Annotated in this window: 25 protein-coding genes; 18 read left to right on the top strand and 7 right to left on the bottom strand. The window is 72.4% G+C overall.

Annotated features, from left to right (window positions below):
- The first annotated feature begins 20 nt into the window (after positions 1 to 20).
- Both BFV98_RS18720 and BFV98_RS18715 read left to right on the top strand, forming a co-directional pair.
- Positions 21 to 461: a heat shock protein transcriptional repressor HspR gene (locus BFV98_RS18720; protein ID WP_013283367.1), complete on the top strand. Its 441-nt coding sequence runs from the start codon at positions 21 to 23 to the stop codon at positions 459 to 461.
- A gap of 165 nt (positions 462 to 626) precedes the next feature.
- Positions 627 to 833, top strand: a complete 207-nt coding sequence (locus BFV98_RS18715) for a hypothetical protein (protein ID WP_013283368.1) — start codon at positions 627 to 629, stop codon at positions 831 to 833.
- A gap of 230 nt (positions 834 to 1,063) precedes the next feature.
- Here the strand turns inward: BFV98_RS18715 and BFV98_RS18710 are convergent, their stop codons facing one another.
- The 4 genes from BFV98_RS18710 to BFV98_RS18695 form a co-directional block, all read right to left on the bottom strand.
- A complete protein-coding gene (locus BFV98_RS18710) occupies positions 1,064 to 1,492 on the bottom strand; it encodes a hypothetical protein (RefSeq protein ID WP_013473407.1) in 429 nt (142 codons plus the stop codon).
- A gap of 164 nt (positions 1,493 to 1,656) precedes the next feature.
- On the bottom strand, positions 1,657 to 2,874 hold the full coding sequence (locus BFV98_RS18705; RefSeq protein WP_013283370.1) for a cation:proton antiporter: 1,218 nt from the start codon (positions 2,872 to 2,874) through the stop codon (positions 1,657 to 1,659).
- 5 nt (positions 2,875 to 2,879) lie between these two features.
- Complete coding sequence (locus tag BFV98_RS18700) at positions 2,880 to 3,380, bottom strand: cation:proton antiporter regulatory subunit (RefSeq protein WP_013283371.1); 501 nt, start codon at positions 3,378 to 3,380, stop codon at positions 2,880 to 2,882.
- An 81-nt stretch (positions 3,381 to 3,461) separates the two neighbouring features.
- Entirely contained in the window at positions 3,462 to 3,680 is a 219-nt protein-coding gene (locus BFV98_RS18695) for a winged helix-turn-helix domain-containing protein (protein ID WP_013283372.1), read from the bottom strand.
- Between the two features lie 204 nt (positions 3,681 to 3,884).
- Here BFV98_RS18695 and BFV98_RS18690 point away from each other — a divergent pair, with 204 nt between their 5' ends.
- The 16 genes from BFV98_RS18690 to BFV98_RS18615 all read left to right on the top strand — a co-directional run bounded on the left by BFV98_RS18690 (position 3,885) and on the right by BFV98_RS18615 (position 16,804).
- Positions 3,885 to 4,202, top strand: a complete 318-nt coding sequence (locus BFV98_RS18690) for a DivIVA domain-containing protein (RefSeq protein ID WP_013283373.1) — start codon at positions 3,885 to 3,887, stop codon at positions 4,200 to 4,202.
- Positions 4,199 to 4,465: a hypothetical protein gene (locus BFV98_RS18685; RefSeq protein WP_013283374.1), complete on the top strand. Its 267-nt coding sequence runs from the start codon at positions 4,199 to 4,201 to the stop codon at positions 4,463 to 4,465. The genes BFV98_RS18690 and BFV98_RS18685 overlap by 4 nt, the downstream gene beginning before the upstream one ends.
- Before the next feature lie 85 nt (positions 4,466 to 4,550).
- Positions 4,551 to 7,142 (top strand): ATP-dependent chaperone ClpB, encoded by a 2,592-nt coding sequence (gene clpB, locus BFV98_RS18680; RefSeq protein ID WP_013283375.1) that lies wholly within the window; start codon positions 4,551 to 4,553, stop codon positions 7,140 to 7,142.
- Between the two features lie 200 nt (positions 7,143 to 7,342).
- A complete protein-coding gene (locus BFV98_RS18675; protein WP_071097236.1) occupies positions 7,343 to 7,723 on the top strand; it encodes a hypothetical protein in 381 nt (126 codons plus the stop codon).
- Positions 7,724 to 7,804: 81 nt separating this feature from the next.
- A complete protein-coding gene (locus BFV98_RS18670) occupies positions 7,805 to 8,443 on the top strand; it encodes a DUF4178 domain-containing protein (RefSeq protein WP_030269724.1) in 639 nt (212 codons plus the stop codon).
- A gap of 1 nt (position 8,444) precedes the next feature.
- A complete protein-coding gene (locus BFV98_RS18665) occupies positions 8,445 to 8,939 on the top strand; it encodes a DUF2617 family protein (protein ID WP_013283378.1) in 495 nt (164 codons plus the stop codon).
- Complete coding sequence (locus BFV98_RS18660; protein WP_013283379.1) at positions 8,936 to 9,361, top strand: DUF4247 domain-containing protein; 426 nt, start codon at positions 8,936 to 8,938, stop codon at positions 9,359 to 9,361. Before BFV98_RS18665 ends, BFV98_RS18660 begins: the two co-directional genes overlap by 4 nt.
- A gap of 31 nt (positions 9,362 to 9,392) precedes the next feature.
- Entirely contained in the window at positions 9,393 to 9,815 is a 423-nt protein-coding gene (locus BFV98_RS18655) for a DUF350 domain-containing protein (protein WP_030269725.1), read from the top strand.
- Complete coding sequence (locus BFV98_RS18650) at positions 9,815 to 10,588, top strand: hypothetical protein (RefSeq protein WP_071097235.1); 774 nt, start codon at positions 9,815 to 9,817, stop codon at positions 10,586 to 10,588. Before BFV98_RS18655 ends, BFV98_RS18650 begins: the two co-directional genes overlap by 1 nt.
- Complete coding sequence (locus BFV98_RS18645) at positions 10,585 to 12,153, top strand: polyamine aminopropyltransferase (protein ID WP_013283382.1); 1,569 nt, start codon at positions 10,585 to 10,587, stop codon at positions 12,151 to 12,153. Before BFV98_RS18650 ends, BFV98_RS18645 begins: the two co-directional genes overlap by 4 nt.
- Before the next feature lie 67 nt (positions 12,154 to 12,220).
- Complete coding sequence (locus tag BFV98_RS18640; protein ID WP_041784385.1) at positions 12,221 to 13,219, top strand: hypothetical protein; 999 nt, start codon at positions 12,221 to 12,223, stop codon at positions 13,217 to 13,219.
- A 69-nt stretch (positions 13,220 to 13,288) separates the two neighbouring features.
- Positions 13,289 to 14,068 (top strand): hypothetical protein, encoded by a 780-nt coding sequence (locus BFV98_RS18635; protein ID WP_013283384.1) that lies wholly within the window; start codon positions 13,289 to 13,291, stop codon positions 14,066 to 14,068.
- A gap of 72 nt (positions 14,069 to 14,140) precedes the next feature.
- Positions 14,141 to 14,869: a hypothetical protein gene (locus tag BFV98_RS18630; RefSeq protein ID WP_030269733.1), complete on the top strand. Its 729-nt coding sequence runs from the start codon at positions 14,141 to 14,143 to the stop codon at positions 14,867 to 14,869.
- Positions 14,866 to 15,675 (top strand): SDR family oxidoreductase, encoded by an 810-nt coding sequence (locus tag BFV98_RS18625; protein ID WP_013283386.1) that lies wholly within the window; start codon positions 14,866 to 14,868, stop codon positions 15,673 to 15,675. The genes BFV98_RS18630 and BFV98_RS18625 overlap by 4 nt, the downstream gene beginning before the upstream one ends.
- Before the next feature lie 154 nt (positions 15,676 to 15,829).
- Positions 15,830 to 16,369, top strand: a complete 540-nt coding sequence (gene pyrE, locus BFV98_RS18620) for an orotate phosphoribosyltransferase (RefSeq protein WP_013283387.1) — start codon at positions 15,830 to 15,832, stop codon at positions 16,367 to 16,369.
- A 57-nt stretch (positions 16,370 to 16,426) separates the two neighbouring features.
- Complete coding sequence (locus tag BFV98_RS18615; RefSeq protein WP_007454255.1) at positions 16,427 to 16,804, top strand: helix-turn-helix transcriptional regulator; 378 nt, start codon at positions 16,427 to 16,429, stop codon at positions 16,802 to 16,804.
- Positions 16,805 to 16,976: 172 nt separating this feature from the next.
- Here BFV98_RS18615 and BFV98_RS18610 read toward each other — a convergent pair whose 3' ends face one another.
- From BFV98_RS18610 to BFV98_RS18600, 3 genes are read right to left on the bottom strand one after another with little or no spacing between them, the layout of a single operon-like run.
- Entirely contained in the window at positions 16,977 to 17,822 is an 846-nt protein-coding gene (locus BFV98_RS18610; RefSeq protein ID WP_030269737.1) for a DedA family protein, read from the bottom strand.
- 23 nt (positions 17,823 to 17,845) lie between these two features.
- The gene (locus BFV98_RS18605) at positions 17,846 to 20,362 is read right to left on the bottom strand and encodes a polynucleotide kinase-phosphatase (protein WP_071097233.1); all 2,517 of its coding nucleotides are present in this window, start codon (positions 20,360 to 20,362) and stop codon (positions 17,846 to 17,848) included.
- Positions 20,359 to 21,849: a 3' terminal RNA ribose 2'-O-methyltransferase Hen1 gene (locus BFV98_RS18600; protein WP_071097231.1), complete on the bottom strand. Its 1,491-nt coding sequence runs from the start codon at positions 21,847 to 21,849 to the stop codon at positions 20,359 to 20,361. Before BFV98_RS18600 ends, BFV98_RS18605 begins: the two co-directional genes overlap by 4 nt.
- Between the last annotated feature and the right edge of the window lie 24 nt (positions 21,850 to 21,873).

Here is a 21,873-nt window from a genome sequence, read left to right as displayed (position 1 = left end):
GGCACCGGAGGTGAGCGGGCATGTCGGAGGAGTACGTCGGCTCGGGTGACCAGGCATACGAGGCCAAGGTCTTGATGATCTCGGTGGCCGCGCGGATGGCGGGGATGCACCCCCAGACGCTGCGCCAGTACGACCGGCTGGGCCTGGTGCAGGCCGGCCGGGCGTCCGGCGGCGGTCGCCGGTACAGCGTCCGGGACGTGGTGCTGCTCCGCGAGGTGCAGCGGCTCAGCCAGGACGACGGGATCAACCTGGCCGGGGTCAAGCGGATCATCGGGTTGGAGCGGCTGCTCGAAGAGGCGCAGCAGCGGGTGGCCCGGCTGGAGGCGGAACTGGACGCCGCGTACCGGCGGATCGCCGAGCTGGAGTCGCTCGGCGGCTTCCCCCGCGGCGACCTCGTGCCCACCAACCGCACGTCCACCGCGCTCGTCGTCTGGCGTCCGCGCCGCGCTCCCGACCGCTGATTCCGTACCTGAAGGCCGGCGCGCCCCGCTCCCCCGGGGCCGCGCCGGCCTTCGTCGTTCCCCGGGCGGTTCGCGGGGAAAGCGGGGTACGGCAGAGCGGGGTCAACTAGGCTTTTCCATAGGGGCAAAAGCCCCAAAGCGGATTCCGGGCTGGCGGGGGGAGTCATGACGGAACCGGCGAAGAAGGTGGCCGAGCGCGCGGAGGAACGGCTGGAGAAGGTGGCCGAGAACGTGCGCGAGCGGTTCGACCGGGTCACCGAGGGACGCTTCAGCGACAAGGTCAAGGAAGGGCGCTTCGCCGACCAGACGGACCACGGCGTGGACCGGGCGCGGGACGACGAGCGGCGCAAGAAGCAGGGCGGGTCGACCTAGACGATCCGCCGACGTGCGGGCCGGGATCCACGGGGGATCCCGGCCCGTTCGTGTTCTGCAGGGCCGGCCGGGACGTCGGGCTGCTCCGGGCGGGCACCACCCACCCGCCCTCGCGGTCGATCATGAAGTTGGCGGCGACAAACCGGACACCAAACACCGCCAAGTTCATGATCGACCAGGCCGGTCGGGTCGACGTGGCCAGTGAGGTCGACGTGGGCGGGTCGAGGTGGTCAGAGGCGGCGGTTCTCGCGGACCAGGCCGCCCTCGCACCAGTCCCGGTAGACGAAGAGATCCGGCCGGGCGAGCAGCACCCGGCTGTTGTGCGCCCAGTTGCGCATCAGGTCGTCGCCGGACTTCTCGGCCTGCTCGACCAGCTTGCGGAACCGGCGCTTGGGGTGGGCGCGGAAGTTCGTCCGGATGCCGTCGGCGGCGTAGATGTACAGGCAGTGCAGCGTGAACCGCCGCGCCGGGCAGCCCTGATCCATGGCCAGATCGAACAGCGTCTGCACCAGATGGTCACCGGCGACCAGCAGATCCCAGTCGGGCGGCATCGAGGTCAGCGGCACCGAATCCGGCTGATAGGCCCACGCCCGAAGCTCGGCGGGCGAGGGATCGACCGGGTTGGCGAAGCCGCGGAACGTCTCTTCCTGCACGCTCACCGGCCGACCTTCCGCTTGCGCTGGCGGGGGCGCAGGCCACCCGCGGACCCTGGCTGCTGGGCCGAAACGTTAACGCGGTTGGACGGAGCAGGGGTAGACCTTCCCGGGATCAATTTGACAACGCCGGGCCGGATCTGCCCTGCGGCTGATCCGGCCCGGCCCGGTCAGTCGCCGGTGCCCAGGGGCAGCGGCGCGGGCGGCCGTGCGGCGGCGGCGCGGGTGCGCAGCCACTGCTTGAACCACGGGCTGTCCGGCAGGCGGGCGAGCAGCGGCCCGGTCACCACCGTGATCAACACGTACGCGGTGGCGAGCGCGGCGAGCTTCGGCTCCACCGGGTAGACGGCCGCGACGGCCAGCCCGGCGATGACGATGGAGAACTCGCCGCGCGGGGTCAGCGCCAGGCCGGCCCGCCAGCGTCCGGGCTCGGCGATCCCGGCCCGGCGGGCGGCCAGGTAGCCGGTGGCCACCTTCGTCGCCATGGTCACCACTGCGAGCAGCAGCGCGGGCAGCAGCACCGGCGGCATGTCCAACGGGTTGGTGACCAGCCCGAAGAACACGAAGAAGACCGCGGCGAACAGATCACGCAGCGGGGAGAGCAGCTCGGTGGCGTGGTGCGCCACCGGCCCGGACAGCGCGATGCCCACCAGGAACGCGCCGACCGCCGCCGACACCTGGAGCTTGGCCGCGACACCGGCGACCAGCAGGGTCAGGCCGAGCACCCCGAGCAGCAGCGCCTCCGGATCCTTGGCGGAGAGCGCGGCGGAGATCAGGTGGCCGTACCGGATCGCCACGGCCAGCACCACGACCACGGTGAACACCGCGACGGCGAGCGCGATGCCGCCCTTCATCAGGCCGACCCCGGCGAGCAGCGCGGTGACCAGCGGCAGGTAGAGGGCCATCGCCAGGTCCTCGATCACCAGGACGGAGAGGATCACCGGGGTCTCCCGGTTACCGACCCGGCCCAGGTCGCCGAGCACCTTCGCGATCACGCCGGACGACGACACCCAGGTCACGCCCGCGAGCACCACCGCCGCCACCCAGCCCCAGCCGAGCAGGAGCGCGAAGGCGAACCCGGGCAGCGCGTTGAACACCGCGTCGATCAGGCCGGCCGGCGCGGCGGACCGGAGGTTGCCCACCAGCTCGTTCGCGCTGTACTCCAGGCCGAGCATGACCAGCAGCAGGATCACGCCGATCTCGGCGCCGACCGCGAAGAACTCCTCGCTGGCGTTGAGCGGCAGCAGACCACCGTGCCCGAACGCCAGGCCGGCGAGCAGGTACAGGGGGATGGGCGAGACGCCGAAGCGACGGCTCAGCCGGCCGAGCAGGCCGAGCAGGAGCAGCAGCGCACCGACCTCGATGAGCAGGATTGTGGTTTCGTGCATACGCGTCAGCCGTCCGGATCGGTCTCGGCGAGGATCGCGGTCACGCCGTCGAGCCCCTGACGGGTACCGACCACGACGACCACATCGCCGGCTTCGAACCGGAAGGTGGGATCGGGCGAGACGTTCACGGCGCCCTGACGCAGCACGGCCACGATCGACGCGCTGGTCCGGGTGCGTGCCTTGGTGTCCGCGAGCCGCCTGCCGACGTACTTCGACCCCGCCGGCATGGCGATCTGCTCGGTCAGCAGCCCGGCGGCCTGCTCGCGCAGCCCGGAGAGCTGACCCAGCATCAGCGACGCGCCGAGGATGTCGGCGAGCGCCTCCGCCTCGTCGTCGGTCAGGGGTATGTCATGTTGGCAGGAGTCGGGATCGTCCGGGTCGTATAGGACCAGGTCGCGGCGGCCATTGCGGTGGGAGACCACGCCGAGCCGGCGGCCGGACTCCGTCATCAGATCATGACGTACGCCGATCCCGGGCAGGGCGGTCTGTTCGACACGTACTCGCACGCCGGTGAGGCTACCGCTGCCACGCACGCACCGCGTCCGGGGCCGAACTACAGACTGCACAATGCGGCTCGGGCGGCTCGTCTAGGTCCGTTCGGCCACGAACACGCCGACACCTTCGAGCGTCTCGGTGAGGCCGGTCGCGCGCAGGATCATCATCGCCTTGCCGACGACCGTGTCGGAGACGCCGTATTCCTTGCACAGTTGGGCGCGGCTCGGCAGCTTGGTGCCGGGTGGCCACTCTCCCGAATCGATCTTGCTCTTCAGTTCGTCTGCGAGCACTTGGTACTGCTGCTTGGGCATACACACTCCCCGGATGGCATGCCCATTCGACCATGCACCCACCTCCAACCTCAAGCAATTGTGGGTCGATCGTTGACCTACGACTGGTACCGATTGTAGGTTGCTGGCGAACGCTCCCGGATGGCACCTGGAGCTTCCAGGGTCGGGGCGGGCATCCCCCGTGGCTCGTCCCGACCCCCGTCCTCGGCGAGAAGGGACAGTGTCGTGCGCAATATCCTGCGAATACGTCCGAAGCGGCGGAACGCGCGCCCGCCCGACTCCGCGCCGGGCGGCCCCTACCGCTCCGCGTCGTACCTTCCGCTCCGGCCCTGGCAGGTGCGGGGCCACAGTTTCAGGACGTGCCGGCGAGGGCTGGACCCCGCCGAGGTCGCCGCGTTCCTCGACCGCGTCGCCGGGGACCTCGCCGCCGCGTACGCCGAAGTCGCACGTAGCCGGGACGAGACGGCGCGGATCAAGGGCGCGTTGCGCGAGTGGCAGTCCCGTCAGGCTCCCTCGATGCGCGACCTGGCCGGGCGGCCGTGACCGGGCGGTACGTGATCCATCTGCCGGTGCGCGCGGCGGACCTGGCCCGGGCGAAGATGCTCGGTCGCACGGCCGGCCGGTCGTTGGCGTTCCTCGCGGTGGTGGAGCTGGGCGGGATCACCGTGTCGACGGAGGACGACCAGTCCGTACGCCATTGGGTGTTCTGCGACCGCAAGCTGGACGGCGGCCGGCGTTGCGTGCTGCGCGCCGACCACGAGACTCCCTGCCTCGCGCGTCTCCCCGGCCGGACCGGAGGACGGTGACTCAGGTCACAGGGGTAGAGTTGAGCGGAATAGACTCAACTCTGGTTGTGTCATGTCCAGTGGACACGCCGATCCGGGGGAGCCCATGAACACGGAACGTCTCACCACCAAGAGCCGCGAAGCCATCACCGGTGCCGTCGCGCTGGCGAACCAGCGCGGTCACGCCACCGTGGAGCCCTGGCACCTGCTGCTGTCACTGCTGGACACCGAAGGCTCGACCGCCGCGGGCCTGCTGCGCGCCGTCGGGGCCGACCCCGCCGAGCTGCGCCGCGTCGCCCAGCGCTCGGTCGACGCGCTGCCCGCCGCACGCGGGTCGAGCATCGCCGAGCCGACCCTCGCCCGCGAGTTCGTCAACGCCATCGGCGCCGCCGAGCAGATCGCGCGGCCGCTGGGCGACGAGTACACCTCCACCGAGCACCTGCTGGCCGGGCTGGCCCGGGTCGGCGGCGCGGTCTCGGTAGCGCTGAAGAACTCCGGCGCCACCGAGGAGAACCTGGTCGCCGCGTTCCCGACCGTCCGGGGCGGCGACCGCCGGGTGACCACCGCCGACCCGGAGCAGACCTACCAGGCCCTGGCCAAGTACGGCGTGGACCTCACCGCCAGCGCCCGCGACGGCAAGATCGACCCGGTGATCGGCCGGGACTCGGAGATCCGCCGGGTGATCCAGGTGCTGTCCCGGCGTACCAAGAACAACCCGGTGCTGATCGGCGAGCCGGGCGTCGGCAAGACCGCGATCGTGGAGGGCCTGGCCCAGCGGATCGTGGCCGGCGACGTGCCGGAGTCGCTGCGGGACAAGAAGCTCGTCTCGCTCGACCTCGGCGCGATGGTCGCCGGCGCGTCCTACCGCGGTCAGTTCGAGGAGCGGCTGAAGTCCGTGCTGGAGGAGATCAAGAACTCCGACGGCCAGGTCATCACGTTCCTGGACGAGCTGCACACCGTGGTCGGCGCCGGCAAGGGCGAGGGCTCGATGGACGCCGGCAACATGCTCAAGCCGATGCTGGCGCGCGGCGAGCTGCGGATGGTCGGCGCGACCACGCTCGACGAGTACCGCGAGCACATCGAGAAGGACCCGGCCCTGGAGCGCCGCTTCCAGCCGGTGCTGGTCGGCGAGCCGACCATCGAGGACACCATCGGCATCCTGCGCGGGCTCAAGGAGCGCTACGAGGTGCACCACGGCGTACGGATCACCGACGCCGCACTCGTGGCCGCCGCCTCGCTCTCCGACCGGTACATCACCGACCGGTTCCTGCCGGACAAGGCGATCGACCTGGTGGACGAGTCAGCGTCCCGGCTGCGCATGGAGATCGACTCGCGCCCGGTCGAGGTGGACGAGATCGAGCGGGCGGTACGCCGCCTGGAGATCGAGGAGATGGCGCTCGCAAAGGAGCCGGACGCCGCGTCCGCCGAGCGTCTGGAGCGGCTGCGCAAGGAGCTGGCCGACAAGCGCGAGCAGCTCACCGCGCTCTCCGAGCGCTGGCAGACCGAGAAGAGCCACATCACCAAGCTCTCCACCGCCAAGGAGGAACTGGAGCGCCTCGGTGGCGAGGCCGAGCGGGCCGAGCGCGACGGCGAGCTGGAACGCGCCGCCGAACTGCGGTACGGCCGGATCCCCGCGCTGCGGACCGAGCTGAAGCAGGCCGAGGAGGAGCTGGCCCGGCTCCAGGCCGACGGCGCGATGCTCAAGGAGGAGGTCGGCGCGGACGACATCGCCGCAGTGGTCGCCTCCTGGACCGGCATCCCCGCCGGGCGGCTGCTCGAAGGCGAGACCGCCAAGCTGCTCCGGATGGAGGAAACGCTGCGCGGCCGCGTGGTCGGCCAGGCCGAGGCGGTGGGCGCGGTCTCCGACGCGGTACGCCGCGCCCGGGCCGGCGTCGCCGACCCGGACCGGCCGACCGGCAGCTTCCTGTTCCTCGGCCCGACCGGCGTCGGCAAGACCGAGCTGGCCAAGGCGCTCGCCGAGTTCCTCTTCGACGACGAGCGGGCCATGGTCCGCATCGACATGAGCGAGTACGGCGAGAAGCACTCGGTGGCCCGCCTGGTCGGCGCCCCGCCCGGGTACGTCGGCTACGAGGAGGGCGGCCAGCTCACCGAGGCGGTACGCCGCCGGCCGTACTCGGTGATCCTGCTGGACGAGGTGGAGAAGGCCCACCCGGACGTCTTCGACGTGCTGCTCCAGGTGCTCGACGACGGCCGGCTCACCGACGGTCAGGGCCGTACCGTGGACTTCCGCAACGCGATCCTGATCCTCACCTCGAACCTCGGTTCGTCGGTGATCAGCGACCTGACGCTCACCGAGAACGAGCGCCGGGAGGGTGTGCTCGCGGTGGTCCGGTCGCACTTCAAGCCGGAGTTCCTCAACCGGCTCGACGACATCGTGGTGTTCGCCGCGCTCCAGGGCGAGGACCTGCGGTCGATCGTGGACATCCAGCTCGACCGCATGCGCCGCCGGCTGGCCGACCGCCGGCTGGGCCTGGAGATCACCGACGCGGCCCGCACGTGGCTGGCCGAGCACGGGTACGACCCGATCTACGGTGCCCGCCCGCTGCGCCGGCTGGTGCAGTCGGCGATCGGCGACCAGCTCGCGAAGGCGCTGCTGGCCGGTGACATCCGCGACGGCGACACGGTCCGCGTCGACCTGTCCGACTCCAAGGAGTCCCTGGCGGTGACCGCCGCCTGACCCGCACCACCCCGCGAAGGCCCGGCCCTCCCGGCCGGGCCTTCGCCGTCCCCGGCCGTGCCGGCCCGCGTGCCGTGGGTGCTGCCCGCCGTGGTGTTAACAAGGGGCCCTTCTTCTACCGGAGGCGTTAAAAGGGGGCCCTTCCTTTCACGCGAACGGAGTGAGCGTGAGGGGTTGGTGGGGTGGGCACATAGTGGGGCATGAGCGGGAGCTGGGAACGGGAACTGGACGCGGCCGCGCGGGAACTCGACGGCGCGGACACCCTCGCCTTCGGCGGGGTGGGACTGGCGGGGCAGATCCTGCCCGCGACCGAGGCGTACCGGACGCTGGAACAGGGGCTGCGGGAGCACCCGGAGGCGGCCCGCAAGCGGGTCGACAGGTTGCTCCGCAAGGGTTCGCCGGCCGGCCGGGCGTACGCGGCGACGCTGCTGGAGGCGGTCGATCCGGCCGCCGGGCGGGACGCCTGGGCCCGGCTGCGCGGCGACGACGGCGAGTTCACCACGTTCTCCGGCTGCCTCATGGGCCGCGCCACGCTGGGCGAATACGCCGCCGACCGGCTCGCCGCCGCCGACAGTAGCTGAGCACACACTCAGCGAACAGGACTTCAGCAGGCGTGCGTGCGGTTGTTACCGTTCCCGCCGAGCACGTTGGGGGAGGCGGTCGTGAACGGTTCGTTGGCGTGGGTGCTGGCCACGCTGGGATGTCTGGTCGGGGTGGCCGGAGTGGTGATCGCGGTGATCGCGTGGCGGAAGTCCCAGTCCGCGTCCCGCCCGAAGACGAAGGCGGCGCCGGGTGACCCGTTCCGGGACCGGGACGCGGACGCCCTGCGCGGCGACCCGCGCGCGCTCAAGCCCGGCGACATCGTCGAGATCCGCGCGGTGCCGTACACGGTCCGTGGCTCGGTGCACCTGGTCGAGGGCGGCTGGAGCTGGGCGGAGCACCTGCTCGACGATGCGGGCGGGGTGAAGCGCTGGCTGTCCGTCGAGGCCGACCCGGACCTGGAGATGGTGCTCTGGACCAGCGAGCCGGGGGCCACCGTGACGCCCGGCGCCCCGACGCTGGAGATCGCCGGCCGTCGCTACAACTGGGACGAGTCGGGCCAGGCCCGGTACACGGCCACCGAGGGCACCGGCCTCGACCCGAACGGCACCATGCGCTACTACGACTACCAGGCGCCCGGCGGCGCACGGCTGTCGTTCGAGGCGTACGGGGAGGCCGGCTGGGAGGTCAACCTCGGCGAGGAGCTGCGCCGCGCCGAGGTGATGATCTACCCGCAGGGTGGCCCGGACACGGTGCGCTGACGTGCTCGTCTGTCTGGACGCGCCCTACGTCGACACCAGCGCCGCCGATCTGAGCCTGGCCCTGGGCGGCCCGGAGCTGCCGGCGCTCGCCGTACGCGACATCGACCTGCCCGGCCTGCCCCGGCTGCGGCTGCGCCTGCTGGGCGCCTCCCACCAGGTGGTGCTCGGCACGCTCACCGAGACGGTCGCCTGCCTGCCCGGCCGCCCGCCGCACCTGCCGGGCACGCTGCACGACGAGACGGCCGGCTACCGGTTCCTCGCCACAGTGCTCCGGCCGGAGGGCGACGGCCTGCGTACCCGGGTCGCGGCGCTGCGCGCCGAGCTGGCCGAGGACCCGTACGCGCTGATCGGCGTCTTCCCCGGCGACGAGGACGCGGTCACCGCGCTCTCCGTGCGGCCCGCCCCGCCGGACGGCGTGCTCGCCTGGCGCACCTGGCACGCCTACCCGCAGACCAACGAGCTGGTCCTGACCGAGACGGTGGTGGAGGAGCTGTGACGTACCGACGGTGGTTCGTGGTGGGCGTGGCGGTCGCCGTCATCGGCGCGCTCATCGCCGCCTTCACGATCTTCTACGGCAACTTCTCGCCCCGCGGCTACGTGGAGGACAACTTCTCCCGCGCCACCGGGCGGGACATCGGCTCGAACGCGATCGCTTACACCTCGAACAAGGCGCCGAGCGACGTGTCCAAGCAGATCACCGACACCTGGAAGCCGGCCGACCAGTACGTCGACGGCAGCGGCGTGTACCTGCGCTACGACGACGACTCGGTGGTGATCCTCCCGCTCGCCGTCGGCTCGGTGATCCTGCTGGAGAAGATGACCACCGCCTACCCCCGGTACCACAGCGTCGTCGGCAACAGCTGGGGCTGGGGCCGAGGCAGCACGGTCCGGGGCGGCGGCCCCGGTTCCGGCAAGTAGCCCCTCCGACCCCCTCACCCTGGAGTCTCCTGTGCAGCATCTCGTCACCGACCTGCTGGTCACCCTCGCCTACGGCGCGGTCGGCGTCGTCCTGATGGCGATCGGCTACGTCCTGGTCGACCTGGCCACCCCCGGCAAGCTCCACGAGCTGATCTGGACCGAGCGCAACCGCAACGCGGCGCTGCTGCTCTCGTCCAACCTGCTCGGGGTCGGCACGATCGTGGTCGCCGCGATCGTGGCCAGCGACGACGACTTCACGCTGGGGCTGGTCGGGGCCGCCGCGTACGGCATCCTCGGTCTGGTGATCATGGCGGCGGCGTTCGTGCTGCTCGACGTGGCCACTCCGGGCAAGCTCGGTGAGCTGCTCGTCGACCCGGAGCCGCACCCGGCGGTGTGGGTCTCCGCCACCGTGCACCTCGCCACCGGTGCGATCATCGCGGCCGCGATCATCTGATGAGCGGAAAGCCCGCACAGCATTCGGCGGGGAAGGACAAGCGCACCCAGACGGTGATCTGGTCCGTGGTCGTGGGGATCGTGGTCGTCGTCTGCGCCATCGGCGCGTTCAGCGGCGACTCGGACACCTCCGTCCCCGCGCCGGCGGCCGACGAGCGGTCCGGCACCGTGCCGATCCTCCGGGCCGCCGCCGACAGCCAGGGCATCTGCTACGGCTGGGAACTGCTCGACGTGTACGACGAGGTGAGCGTCGGCTCCAACCTCGGCGACGGCACCACAGTCGTCGACGCTCCCGGCTGCACGCGCTGGATCGCTGTGTCCGCGAACGTCAGGTACACCTCGTCCAGCAGCGAGTCGGAGGACTCCGCCACGATCCGGATCAAGGGCTCGGACGACATCGAGTTCGCCGACCTCGCCGCGATCGAGACCCGCCTGAGCCGCTTCGGGCTGGACGAGGAGGCATTCGTCGACGACCCGGGCTGGGCCGTCACCCGGGCCGCCACGATCCTGCCGCTGCTCGCCGCGGAGCGCGGGCTCGCCGAGCCGGCCGCCACCCCCACCGCCGGGCCGTCGACCGCGGCCGCACCGCTGCCGGACGCCGGCAACGACTTCTGGCGGGACCGCTGGATCTACGTCCTCAGCTCGCTCGGTCTGTTCCTGCTCGCCGCGCTGTTCCTCGTCGTGGGCGTGCGCCAGCGCCGCAACCACCGGGGACGGGTGCCCGCGCAGCGCGCCGGGGCGGGAGCCGCCGGACGTACCCGGAGCAGACGGTGACAGTCGACGTGGCCGCGCGGCCGCGGTGGCGCCTGGCCCGCGCGGCGGTCCTGCTCGCGGTCTTCGTGTGCGCGGCCTGCGGCCTGGTGTACGAGCTGGCGCTGGTCGCGCTCGGCAGCTACCTGATCGGCGACACGGTCGGTCAGGCGTCGATCGTGCTCGGCGTGATGGTCTTCGCGATGGGCGTCGGCGCGCTGGTGGCGAAGCCGTTGCAGTCCCGGGCGGTGGTCTCGTTCGCGGTGATCGAGCTGACGCTGGCGCTGCTCGGCGGCCTGTCGGTGCTCGGCCTCTACGCCGCGTTCGCCTGGCTCGACCTGTACGGTCCGGCGCTCGTCGGCACCGCGTTCGTGCTCGGACTGCTGATCGGCGCGGAGATCCCGCTGCTCATGGTGATGCTGCAACGCATCCGGGAGCAGTCGGCGGGCAGCGCGGTGGCCGACCTGTTCGCCGCCGACTACGTGGGCGCGCTGCTCGGCGGGCTGGCCTTCCCGTTCCTGCTGATCCCGGTCTTCGGCCAGCTCAAGGGCGCGCTCGTGGTGGGCGCGGTGAACGCGGTCGCCGGTGTGGTGCTCGTCTTCACCGTGTTCCGCGCTGAACTCGGCCGCCGGGCGCGGGCCGCGCTGGGCGCGGCCACCGTCGTGGTCGGCCTGCTTCTCGGGTACGCCTGGGTGACCGCCCACGACTTCGAGGTGACCACCCGCCAGCAGCTCTACCGCGACCCGGTGGTGCACGCCGAGCGCAGCCGCTACCAGGAGATCGTGCTCACCCGATCGGTGCGCGAGCCCGGCCACTCCGACACCGACCTGCGGCTGTTCCTCAACGGCGACCTCCAGTTCAGCTCGATCGACGAGTACCGCTACCACGAGGCGCTCGTGCATCCGGCGATGCGGGGGGCGCACGGTGACGTGCTGGTGCTCGGCGCCGGGGACGGGCTGGCCGCACGGGAGATCCTCAAGTACCCGGACGTGCGCTCGGTGACGCTCGTCGACCTCGACCCGGCAGTGGTCGAGCTGGCCCGCCGGGAGCCGCAGCTGCGCGAGCTGAACCGGGAGTCGCTCACCGACCCCCGGGTACGGGTGCTCAACCTGGACGCGTTCGCCTGGCTGCGTACCGCCACGGACCGCTTCGACGTGGTGATCGCCGACCTGCCCGATCCGGACGAGACGGCCACCGCGAAGCTCTACACGATCGAGTTCTACACGCTGATCCGGCCGGTGCTGGCCCCCGGCGGGCGGCTCGTCGTGCAGTCCGGGTCGCCCTACTTCGCACCCCGGTCGTACTGGTCGATCGAGCGGTCGGTGCGCGAGGCGGGCTTCGCCACAGTGCCGTACCACGTCGACGTGCCGAGCTTCGGCGACTGGGGGTTCGTGCTCGCCGCGCCGGGTGACGTCGCGCCGGAACTGGCGCTGCCGGACGATCCGCCGCCGCTGCGTTTCCTCACCCCGGCGGTGCTGGCCGCCGCCGGCACGTTCCCCGCCGACCGGGCCCGGATCGACGTACCGGCCTCCACCCTGTTGCGCCCGAGGGTGCTGGACTACGCCCGCGAGGAGTGGCGCGGCTACTAGGTTTCGGGACATGCCACCCGAATCGTCGTCGCGTCACCGACCGGGGATCGGCTGGCTGGTCCGCCGGCTGCCGACCCGGGCGGTCGAGGCGGCGTCCTACCTCCAGGCGTTCGTGCTCTCCGGCGTGGTCACCGTGCTGGCCGTGCGGGCGTACCTGAAGGCCACCGACTATCCACAGCTCGGCGGCGGCGGGCTGCACATCGCGCACGTCCTCTGGGGCGGCCTGCTGCTCGCCGTCGGCCTGGGCATCCCGCTCGTCTTCCTCGGCGGTGGCGCCCGCAGCGGCGGGGCGGTGATCGGCGGCATCGGGTTCGGGTTGTTCATCGACGAGGTGGGCAAGTTCGTCACCACCGGCACCGACTACTTCTACGCCCCCGCCGCCGCCATCATCTATGTCGCGTTCGCGCTGCTGGTCCTGCTCATCCAGGCGGTACGCGGGCGCACCGGCCGGTCCCGGCTGACCCCGGCCGAACGCACCGCGAACGCACTGGACATGGTGCTCAGCGGCCTGCCGGGCGGGCTGACCGACCGCCGCCGGATCGCCGTGCTGCGGCTCGTCCAGGGCACCGGACCGGCCACCGAGACGGCGGTGGCGCACCTGCTCGAAGCGGTGCCCCACCGGGAACCGCCGCCGGTGCCGCTCTGGCAGCGGGCGGCGGACCGGGCCCGGCGCCTCGCCGTCTGGGCGGCCGGACGCCGGTGGCTGGTCTGGCCGGTGGTGGTCTACCTGGTGGTGGAGCCGGTGCTCACGGTGGTGGCGGTGTTCCTCGACGGCGTGACCGGGAAACTGGACCAGGAACGGGAGTGGGGCGCGGTGCTCGGCGTCAGCGCCACCGCGTTGATCACCGCCGTGCTCGGTCTGTGGGCCGCCTGGCTGCTGCGCCGCAACCGGGCCGAGGCGTTCCGCCTGTTCAAGCTGGCGCTGCTCGTCGACCTGCTGTTCGGGCAGGTCTTCAACTTCACTGTGAACCAGTTCGGCGCGGTCTCCGCCGTCGCGCTCGATCTCGCGTTGCTCGGCGTGGTCACCGCCGAGCACCGCCGGTTGCGGCGCGCCGCCGAGAGGTAGAGCCGTTTCCGGCGTGCTGAGCTGGTGGAAGATCGCTACGGTGGGCATCTGATCCAGGAAGGGAGAATCATGGTCGATGCTCCGGGCACCCCGCCCCGCACGCGTCCCGGCGTGGTGACGCTCTCCAGTTGGCTGCTCATCCTCGTCGCCGCGATCCAGGTGCTGAACCTGATCGTGGCGCTGACCGTCGTCGGCAAGATCCGCGACGTTCTCACCGACGCGTACGCGGGCACCTCGGCCGAAGGGGCCGGCGACATCGCGTACGCGTTCAGCATCATCACGGCGGTCGTGTCGCTGCTGATCGCGGCCGGGCTCGTCGTCCTCGCGCTGCTGAACAACCGGGGCAAGAACGGCTCCCGGATCACCACCTGGGTGCTGGGCGGCATCCTGTTCTGCTGCACCGGCGGCGGGCTGCTGACCGGCCTCACCGGCGGCATGACGGGCGGCGGCAACACCACCGGTGACGTGCCCAGCTCGGAGGAGATCCAGCGCCGGCTGGAGGACGCGCTGCCGTCCTGGTACACCCCGGTCAACCTGCTGCTGGGTCTGGTCGCGCTGCTCGCCCTGCTGGCCGCGCTGATCCTGCTGGCGCTGCCGAAGGCGAACGAGTTCTTCCGCAAGCCCAAGGCCGGCTGGGAGCCGCCGGTGCCCGGTGGCGCCTACCCGGCGTACCCGTCGCACCCGGGCCAGTCCGGGGATCCGGCATACCCGTCGTACCCGCCGGCTCCCGGCACCCCGCCGTCGACGCCCGGCGGTCAGCCGCCGTCCGCGCCGGGTGGTCAGCCGCCGTCCGCGCCCGGTGGTCAGCCGGGTGAGCGCCGCGACCCGGAGCCGCCATCCGGAAGTTGACGTCCGGATTGCAGCGACGCCGACGATCCCTCCGAGTAGGTTGCAAGCCGACGCCTACCGGAGGGATCAGTCGTGTCGTACCCCGAACGGGCCGCACCCCGCCGGCCGGGCACGGTCCTCGCCGCGGCGGCGCTGCTGCTGGTGATGGCGGTGGGCGCCGTGGCGTACGCGGTGGTCAACCTGGCCGTCGGCGGCGGCACGGTGGACCGGTTCCGGGACGCGGCAGCCGAGCGGACCGGCGCCAGCGGCGGCGACGTCGACCAGGTGGCCGGTCTGCTGCGCGGCTCCACAGTGCTGGCCGCCGTGCTCGGCGTGCTCGCCGCGCTGCTGCTCGTCGGGCTCGCGCTCGGTCTGCTCGCCGGCCGGTCCGGTGCCCGCACGGCGACCTGGGTGGTCGCCGGCACGGGCCTGCTCTGCGGTTGCTGCGGGCTGGCGGTGCTGGTCGGCCAGCGGGCCGCCCCGCTGCGGCTCGGCGCGGACGACCGGATCACCGCCGACCTGCTGGGGCTCGTCGGCGACGCGTACCCGTCGTGGTGGATCCCGGTGAACGCGACGCTGTCGGTGGCGCAGATCCTCGGCTATCTGGTGGTCGCCGTGCTGCTCACGCTGCCGTCGTCCGGCGCGTTCCTGCGACGCCGTACCGCACCGCTGCGGCTGTCCGGCTACGGCTCGACAGTGTCCGGCGCGGCCGCCCCCGGGCCGACGCCCTGGGGGCCGCCACCCGGCCTGAACCCGCCCCCGTCCGTCCCGCCCGCGACGCCGCCGGGTGGGTTCCCGCCACCTCCCGAGGACAGCCGATGACCGGTGACACCCACCCCTCCCGGCGCCGCGCCCTGGTGACCGGCGCCAGCCTGGGCATCGGCGAGGCGTTCGCCCGCCGGCTCGCCGCCGACGGATGGGACCTCGTCCTGGTGGCCCGGGACGCCGCCCGGCTCGACGCGCTGGCGGCCGAGCTGACCGGCCGGCACGGCGGTGACGCCGAGACGATCGCGGCCGATCTGTCCACCGAGGACGGCTGCGCGGCGGTCGAGCAGCGGCTCACCGCCGGTACGCCGATCGAGCTGCTCGTCAACAACGCCGGCATCAGTCTGAGCACGTCGTTCGTCCGCTCGTCGGTGGCGGACGAGGCGCGGCTGGTCCGGCTCAACGTGCTCGCCGTGCTGCGTCTGACCCACGCCGCCCTCGGTCCGATGATCGAGAGGGGCCACGGGGCAGTGATAAATGTCTCTTCCGTTGCCGGCTTCGGTGTCCCCATGCCGGGATCCACGTACTCGGCCAGCAAGGCGTGGGTGACGAATTTCAGTGAATCGATCGGCCAGTCCGTCGCACCGCTGGGTGTGCGCGTGATGGCGCTCTGTCCCGGCTACACGCGAACCGGAGTTCACGAACGCGCGGGCATCGACATGTCGCGCCTGCCCGCCTGGGCCTGGCTGCGAGCCGACGATGTGGTCGCCGAAGGGCTCCGTGACCTGCGGAAAGGCAAGTCGGTGAGCGTGCCGGACTGGAAGTACAAGGTGGCGGTGGCCGGGCTGCGGCACGCGCCGAAGCGGCTGCTGCGCGGCTTCCGGCGGGACACCCGGGGTGCGGTCGGCCGGCAGCGCGGCTGACCGGCGGCAGCCCGTACGCGCACCGGCCCGGCGGCCGACCGGGATGGACGGTCGCACAGCGTAGCCGCTCATCGCCACCCGTCGGTCGCCCGCAGGGTTGACCAGGGCAGGCCCGAAACATGGCGCTCAGACTTGCGAAGTACGCTCTTGGGCCATGGGCGACCACGACGACCTGCGCAAATTCATCACTGACCTCGCTGTGGTGCACGGCCGGGTGGTGCTCTCGTCGGGCCGCGAGGCGGACTGGTACGTGGATCTGCGTCGCGTCACGCTCCATCACGAGGCGGCTCCGTTGATCGGCCGGGTCATGCGTGACCTCACCGCCGACTGGGCCTACGACGCGGTCGGTGGGCTGACCCTGGGCGCCGATCCGGTGGCCGCCGCCATGCTGCACGCCTCGGCGGGCACCGGCCACGCGGTCGACGCCTTCGTGGTCCGCAAGGAGGGCAAGGCCCACGGTCTCCAGCGCCGGATCGAGGGGCCGGACGTCTCCGGGCGACGGGTGCTCGCGGTCGAGGACACCTCCACCACCGGTGGAAGTGTGTTGACGGCTGTCGACGCATTGCGTGAGGCAGGGGCCGAGGTGGTGGGTGTGGCGGTTATTGTTGATCGAGGTGCCGGCGACACGGTGCGAGCCGCCGGATTGCCCTATCGGGCGGCCTATACGTTGGCTGACCTCGGCCTTGTGGCGTAAAAGTTTGCCGATTCGGATCTGCTGATATGCAGGCGGATCGATGCTGCTGGTGGAAGGATGGAATACGTGGGAACTGCGTTGGCTGAAATGACCATGCCTCAGATCTCGCCGCTTGCCGGCGAGCCGATCGAACGCGCCGACGCCGAGCGGCTTGCGGGGGTCCTCAAGGCCCTCGCTGACCCCGCCCGGCTGCGGCTGCTCAGCCTGATCCAGTCGGCTCCCGAGGGGGAGGCGTGCGTGTGTGACCTCACCGCGCCGCTCGGCCTCTCGCAGCCGACGGTCAGCCACCACCTGCGAATCCTCACCGAGGCCGGCTTGCTGGAGCGGGAGAAGCGCGGGGTCTGGGCGTACTACCGGCTGGTGCCGTCCGCGATCGCCACGATCGCGGATCTGCTCACCCCGCCGCGGAAGCGGGCCACCAAGAAGGCTCGCTGAAACCTTCGGGCCGACCCGACCGAGGGTCGTCCCGACCGGGTGACCGGTGGCGTGCGAGGGGTGGCGCCATCAGCGCACGGTGACGGCTGTCGTCGTCCGTGTGACCCGGCTGGAGCAGTGCTGTCGAAGGCCGGTCCTCGTCCGAGGGCCGGCCTTCGGCGTCCGTACGTGCTCAGCGGCGGTGCTGACCGCCGTGCCCGTCGCCGTGCCCGGGACGGTGCTCCTCGATGCCCTCCCGGGCCGCCTCCACAGTGCCGGCCACAGTCGCCGCGGTGATGACGGCGACCGCCTCGCCGCGCTTGCGTGCCCGCCGGTCGCGGAGGAACTCGAAGAAGATCGGCAGCACCGAGATCACGATGATCAGCGCGACCACCGGCAGGATGTACCTGTCGATCTTGTCGCCGATGGCGTCGTAGATCTGCCGGGCCAGCAGGTAGCCGATCAGCAGGATGCCGTCCACCCAGAGGACCGCGCCCACCACGTTCCACACGAAGAACTGGCGGGCCGGCATGCCGAGCACCCCGGCCACCGGGTTGAGGAACGTCCGCACGATCGGGATGAACCGGGCCAGCACCACGGCCTTCGCCGGGCCGAACTTCTGGAAGTAGTACTCCGCCTTCTCCACGTACTCCCGCTTGAACAGACGGGAGTTGGGCTTCTCGAACATGCGCCGGCCGTACCGGGCGCCGAGCCAGTGCCCGAGCTGGGCGCCGACGATGGCGCAGAGCGGACCGCCGATCATCAGCCCGGCCAGGGACAGGCGGGTGCCGTCGCCGAAGATGGCGTCGGCCACCGGAGAGGCGGCCACCCCGGCCAGGAACAGCAGCGAGTCGCCCGGGAAGAAGAAGCCGACGAGCAGCCCGGTCTCGGCGAAGAGGATCACCCAGACGCCGATCATGCCGAAGGTGTGGATGAGGTCCTTCGGATCGAGCGGGTTCAGCGCCACGCTCTCGGAGAACATCCGGGTCTTCTCTGCTGTGTCCACGGCCACACAGGGTACCCCGGCCCGGTCCGGCATTTCGGCCGGACCGGGCGTCCTCGTCAGAGGCGGGGGTCGACCGGCTCGGACTCGCAGGCGAGGATCGCGAACACCAGCTCGTGGCGGCGCCAGAGCGGGGCGTCCTCGGCCAGCGCGTCCAGGGCGGCCAGGCCCAGTCCGTGCTCGCGCAGGGCGAGCCCGCGCTTGCGACCCAGCGAACGGCGGCGCAACGCGGCGAGCTGCCCCGCCTCGGTGTACCCGGGACCGTAGATGATCCGCAGGTACTCCCGCCCCCGGCACTTGATCCCCGGCTGGAGCAACGAGCCCTTCGGCGAACGGGCGGCCAGGCCCGCGTACGGCTTGACCACCATGCCCTCGCCACCGGCCGCGGTGAGCGCCAGCCACCACTCGGTGGCGTCGGCCACCGCCGACTCGTCGGCCAGGTCCACCACCCGCCGCCGGGTCGGCGTGAAGAACTCCGGGTCGGCGGCGCAGAGCCGGTCGGCCAGCGCCAGGTGCCAGCCGTGGTCGCGGTCGGCGTAGCTCACCCCGGCCCCGGCCAGCACCGCGAACGGCGCCAGCGTCACCCCGCGCAGCCCGTCGGTCGGCCGGACGTACGCCCGGTAGGCAGCCGAGTAGGCGGTGATCTCGGCGGCCCGCCCGGCCATCCGGTCGCGCAGCCCCGCCACCGGCATCCCGCGCCCGGCGGCGGTGTCCAGCGCGGCGAGCACCGCCGGCAACGCGGCCCGCCCGGCCGCGCCGACCCCGGCGTACTGCTCGCGGATCAGCCCGCTCGCCTTCGCCGACCAGGGCAGCAGCTCGGCGTCGAGCAGCAGCCAGTCGGTGTCCAGCTCGGCCCAGAGACCGGCGCTGGTGACCGCGGCGCGCACCCGGGTCAGCAGCTCGCCGTCGAGCGGCGGATCGAAGAACGGCCTGCCGGTACGGGTGTGCACCACCCCGCCGCCGAAACGGCCCGGCTCCCGCTCCACGAGCACCACCGCTCGCGAGCCCATGTGCTTCTCCTCGCAGACCACCCGCTCGACGCCCGCCGCGCGGTAGTCGGCGAACGCCTCGGCCGGGTGCTCCAGGAACCCGTCCACTGCCGACGTGGAGCAGGGCGCCATGGTCGGCGGCAGCCACACCAGCCGGCCCGGGTCGACCGCGAACCGGCTCATCACCTCCAGCGCGGCGGCGGCGTTCTCGGCCGGCACGGTCAGCGACCCGTACGCGTGGGTGAGGTGCCGTCGCCCGGTCACGTCGGCCAGGTCCAGCACGGTGTCCGGCCGCGACGGCGTGACCGGGACCAGCGGACGTGCCGGGGCGTACCACTCCTTCACCGCCGGGACCGCCGCCAGCTCCTTCTCCGGGTAGCGCAGCGCGGTGAGCTGCCCGCCGAACACGCAGCCGGTGTCCAGGCAGATGGTGTTGTTCACCCACTCCGGCTCGGGCGTCGGCGTGTGCCCGTACACGACCATCGCCGAGCCGCGGTAGTCCCGCGCCCACGGGTAGCGCACCGGCAGGCCGTACTCGTCGGTCTCGCCTGTGGTCTCGCCGTAGAGCGCGAACGACCGCACCCGGCCGGACGCCCGCCCGTGGTACGCCTCCTTCAGCCCGGCGTGCGCCACCACGAGCCGGCCGCCGTCGAGCACGTAGTGGCTGACCAGGCCGTCGATGAACGTCTCCACCCCGGCGACGAACTCCGGCGACTCGGCGGCGAGCTGCTCCATCGTCTCGGCCAGGCCGTGGGTCAGCCGGACGTCCCGGCCGCGCAGCTTGCGCAGCAGCTTCTGCTCGTGGTTGCCCGGCACGCAGATCGCGTGCCCGGCCGCCACCATGCCCATCACCAGGCGGAGCACGCCGGGCGAGTCCGGGCCGCGGTCCACCAGGTCACCGACGAACACCGCGGTACGCCCCGACGGGTGCGCCGCGTCCACCGGGCGGCCCGCGTCGTCGTGCCGCAGCACGTAGCCGAGCCGGGACAGCAGCGCCTCCAGCTCGGTCCGGCAGCCGTGCACGTCCCCGACCACGTCGAACGGGCCGGTCAGCTCCCGCCGGTCGTTGAACAGCTTCTCGTAGCGGACCTCCGCGGCGTCGATCTCGTCCACCCCGCGCAGCACGTGCACCTTGCGGAAGCCCTCGCGGGCCAGCCGCCCGTACGACTGCCGCAGGTCGCGGCGCATCCGGTTGAGCACCTGGCGGCCGTGCGTCCGGTCGGCGCGCGCCTCCGTACGCTCCCAGGCCACCGCCTCCGGCACGTCCAGCACGATCGCCACCGGCAGCACGTCGTGCTCCCGGGCCACCCGGATCAGCCCGGCGCGGGCGTGCGGCTGGAGGTTCGTCGCGTCGACCACAGTCAGCAGTCCCCGCCGCAGCCGGATGGCGGCGACGTGGTGCAGCGCGTCGAACGCGTCGGCGGACGCGGACTGGTCGTTCTCGTCGTCGGCCACCAGCCCGCGGAACGTGTCCGAGGAGAGCACCTGGCTGGGCGCGAAGTGCCGCCGGGCGAACGTCGACTTGCCGGAGCCGGAGACGCCGACGAGCGCCACCAGTGCCAGCTCGGGGATGTCCAGGACGGTCATCGGTTCGTCGCCTCCTTCCGGTCGTTGCTGGTGTTCTCATTGCGGTCATCCCGCGTCAGCACCGCGATCTGGGTCGGCGTGCCCACCTCCGGGTCCTCGTCGCCGACGCCGCCGAGCACCGCCGTGTAGCCGTGCGCCGCCACCACCCGGTCCACCCAGGCGGCGAACTCGGCCCGGGTCCACTCGAACCTGTGGTCGGCGTGCCGGAACCGGCCCGGCGCGAGCCCCTCGTAGCGCACGTTGTACTCGACGTTCGGGGTGGTCACCACCACCGTGCCCGGCCGGGCGTGACCGAACACCGCGTCCTCCAGCGCCGGCAGGCGCGGCGGGTCGAGGTGCTCGACGACCTCCATCAGCACCGCCGCGTCGTACCCCCGGAGCCGGTCGTCCCGGTAGGTGAGCGCGGACTGCCACAGCCGGATCCGGTCCCGCTGCCGCTCCGGAAGCCGGTCCAGGCGCAGCCGCCGGGCAGCCAGGCCGAGCGACCGGTCGGACACGTCGACGCCCACCACCTCGGTGAACCGCCGGTCGGCGACGAGCGCGGTGAGCAGCGCGCCGCCACCACAGCCCAGGTCCAGCACCCGGCTCGCGCCGCTGTCCCGCAGCGCGGCGAGCACCGCCTCCCGTCGCCGTACCGCCAGGGAGGCCCGGCGGACGTCCTCCGCCGTCCCGGCCCCGCCGCCCGACGACCCGGCCGGCTCTCCGGTCGACGGCTCGATGCTGTCGTCGGCGGGCGGCTCGTCGGCGAGCCGCAGCTCGGTCAGCCGGGCCATCGCCTCACCCGCGAGCGCCCGGCGGTGCGCCAGATAGCGGCGCGTGATCAGGCCCCGCTCCGGATGACCGGCCAGCCAGCCGGCGCCGGCCCGCAGCAGCTTGTCCACCTCGTCCGGCGCCACCCAGTAGTGCTTGGCGTCGTCGAGCACCGGCAGCAGCACGTACAGGTGGTTGAGGGCGTCCGCGAGCCGCAGCGTGCCGGTCAGCGTCAGGTCGACGTAGCGGCTGTCACCCCACTCCGGGTACGTCTCGTCGAGCGGGATCGGGGTGGCAGTCACGGTCCAGCCCAGCGGGGCGAAGATCCGTACCGCCAGCTCGGCGCCGCCACGGCAGCGCAGCACCGGCACCCGTACGGTCAGCGGGATCGCGCTCGCCGCCAGCTCGGGACGGTCGCGTGACTCGCCCCGCAGGGCGGAGCGGAACACCTTCGACAGCGCCGACGAGAGCAGGCTGGAGGCGGCGTACGGGCGGTCGTTGACGTACTGCCCGAGCGCGAAGCCCTCCGGCGCCCGGTTCCGGCGGCCGCCGCCCAGCTTGAGCGGATCGACCTCGACCAGCAGCGCCGCGGTGCAGCGCGCCTCGTCCGCCTCCGGGTAGAACACATGCGCGGCACCGGCGGGCAGGTCGAAGCTCTGCACGCGGTCCGGATGCTTCACCAGGAGGTGTCCGAGGTCGGTCGCCGGGCGGTGGGTCGTGGTCAGGGTCAGCAGCACCCATCGATGATCTCGTGATCGCCC

The sequence above is a fragment of the Micromonospora sp. WMMB235 genome (assembly GCF_001855515.1).
GTDB classification, from domain to species: Bacteria; Actinomycetota; Actinomycetes; order Mycobacteriales; family Micromonosporaceae; genus Micromonospora; species Micromonospora aurantiaca.
Note: the sequence above shows the minus strand (reverse complement) of the source record. Positions and strands in the feature narration are given on the sequence as shown.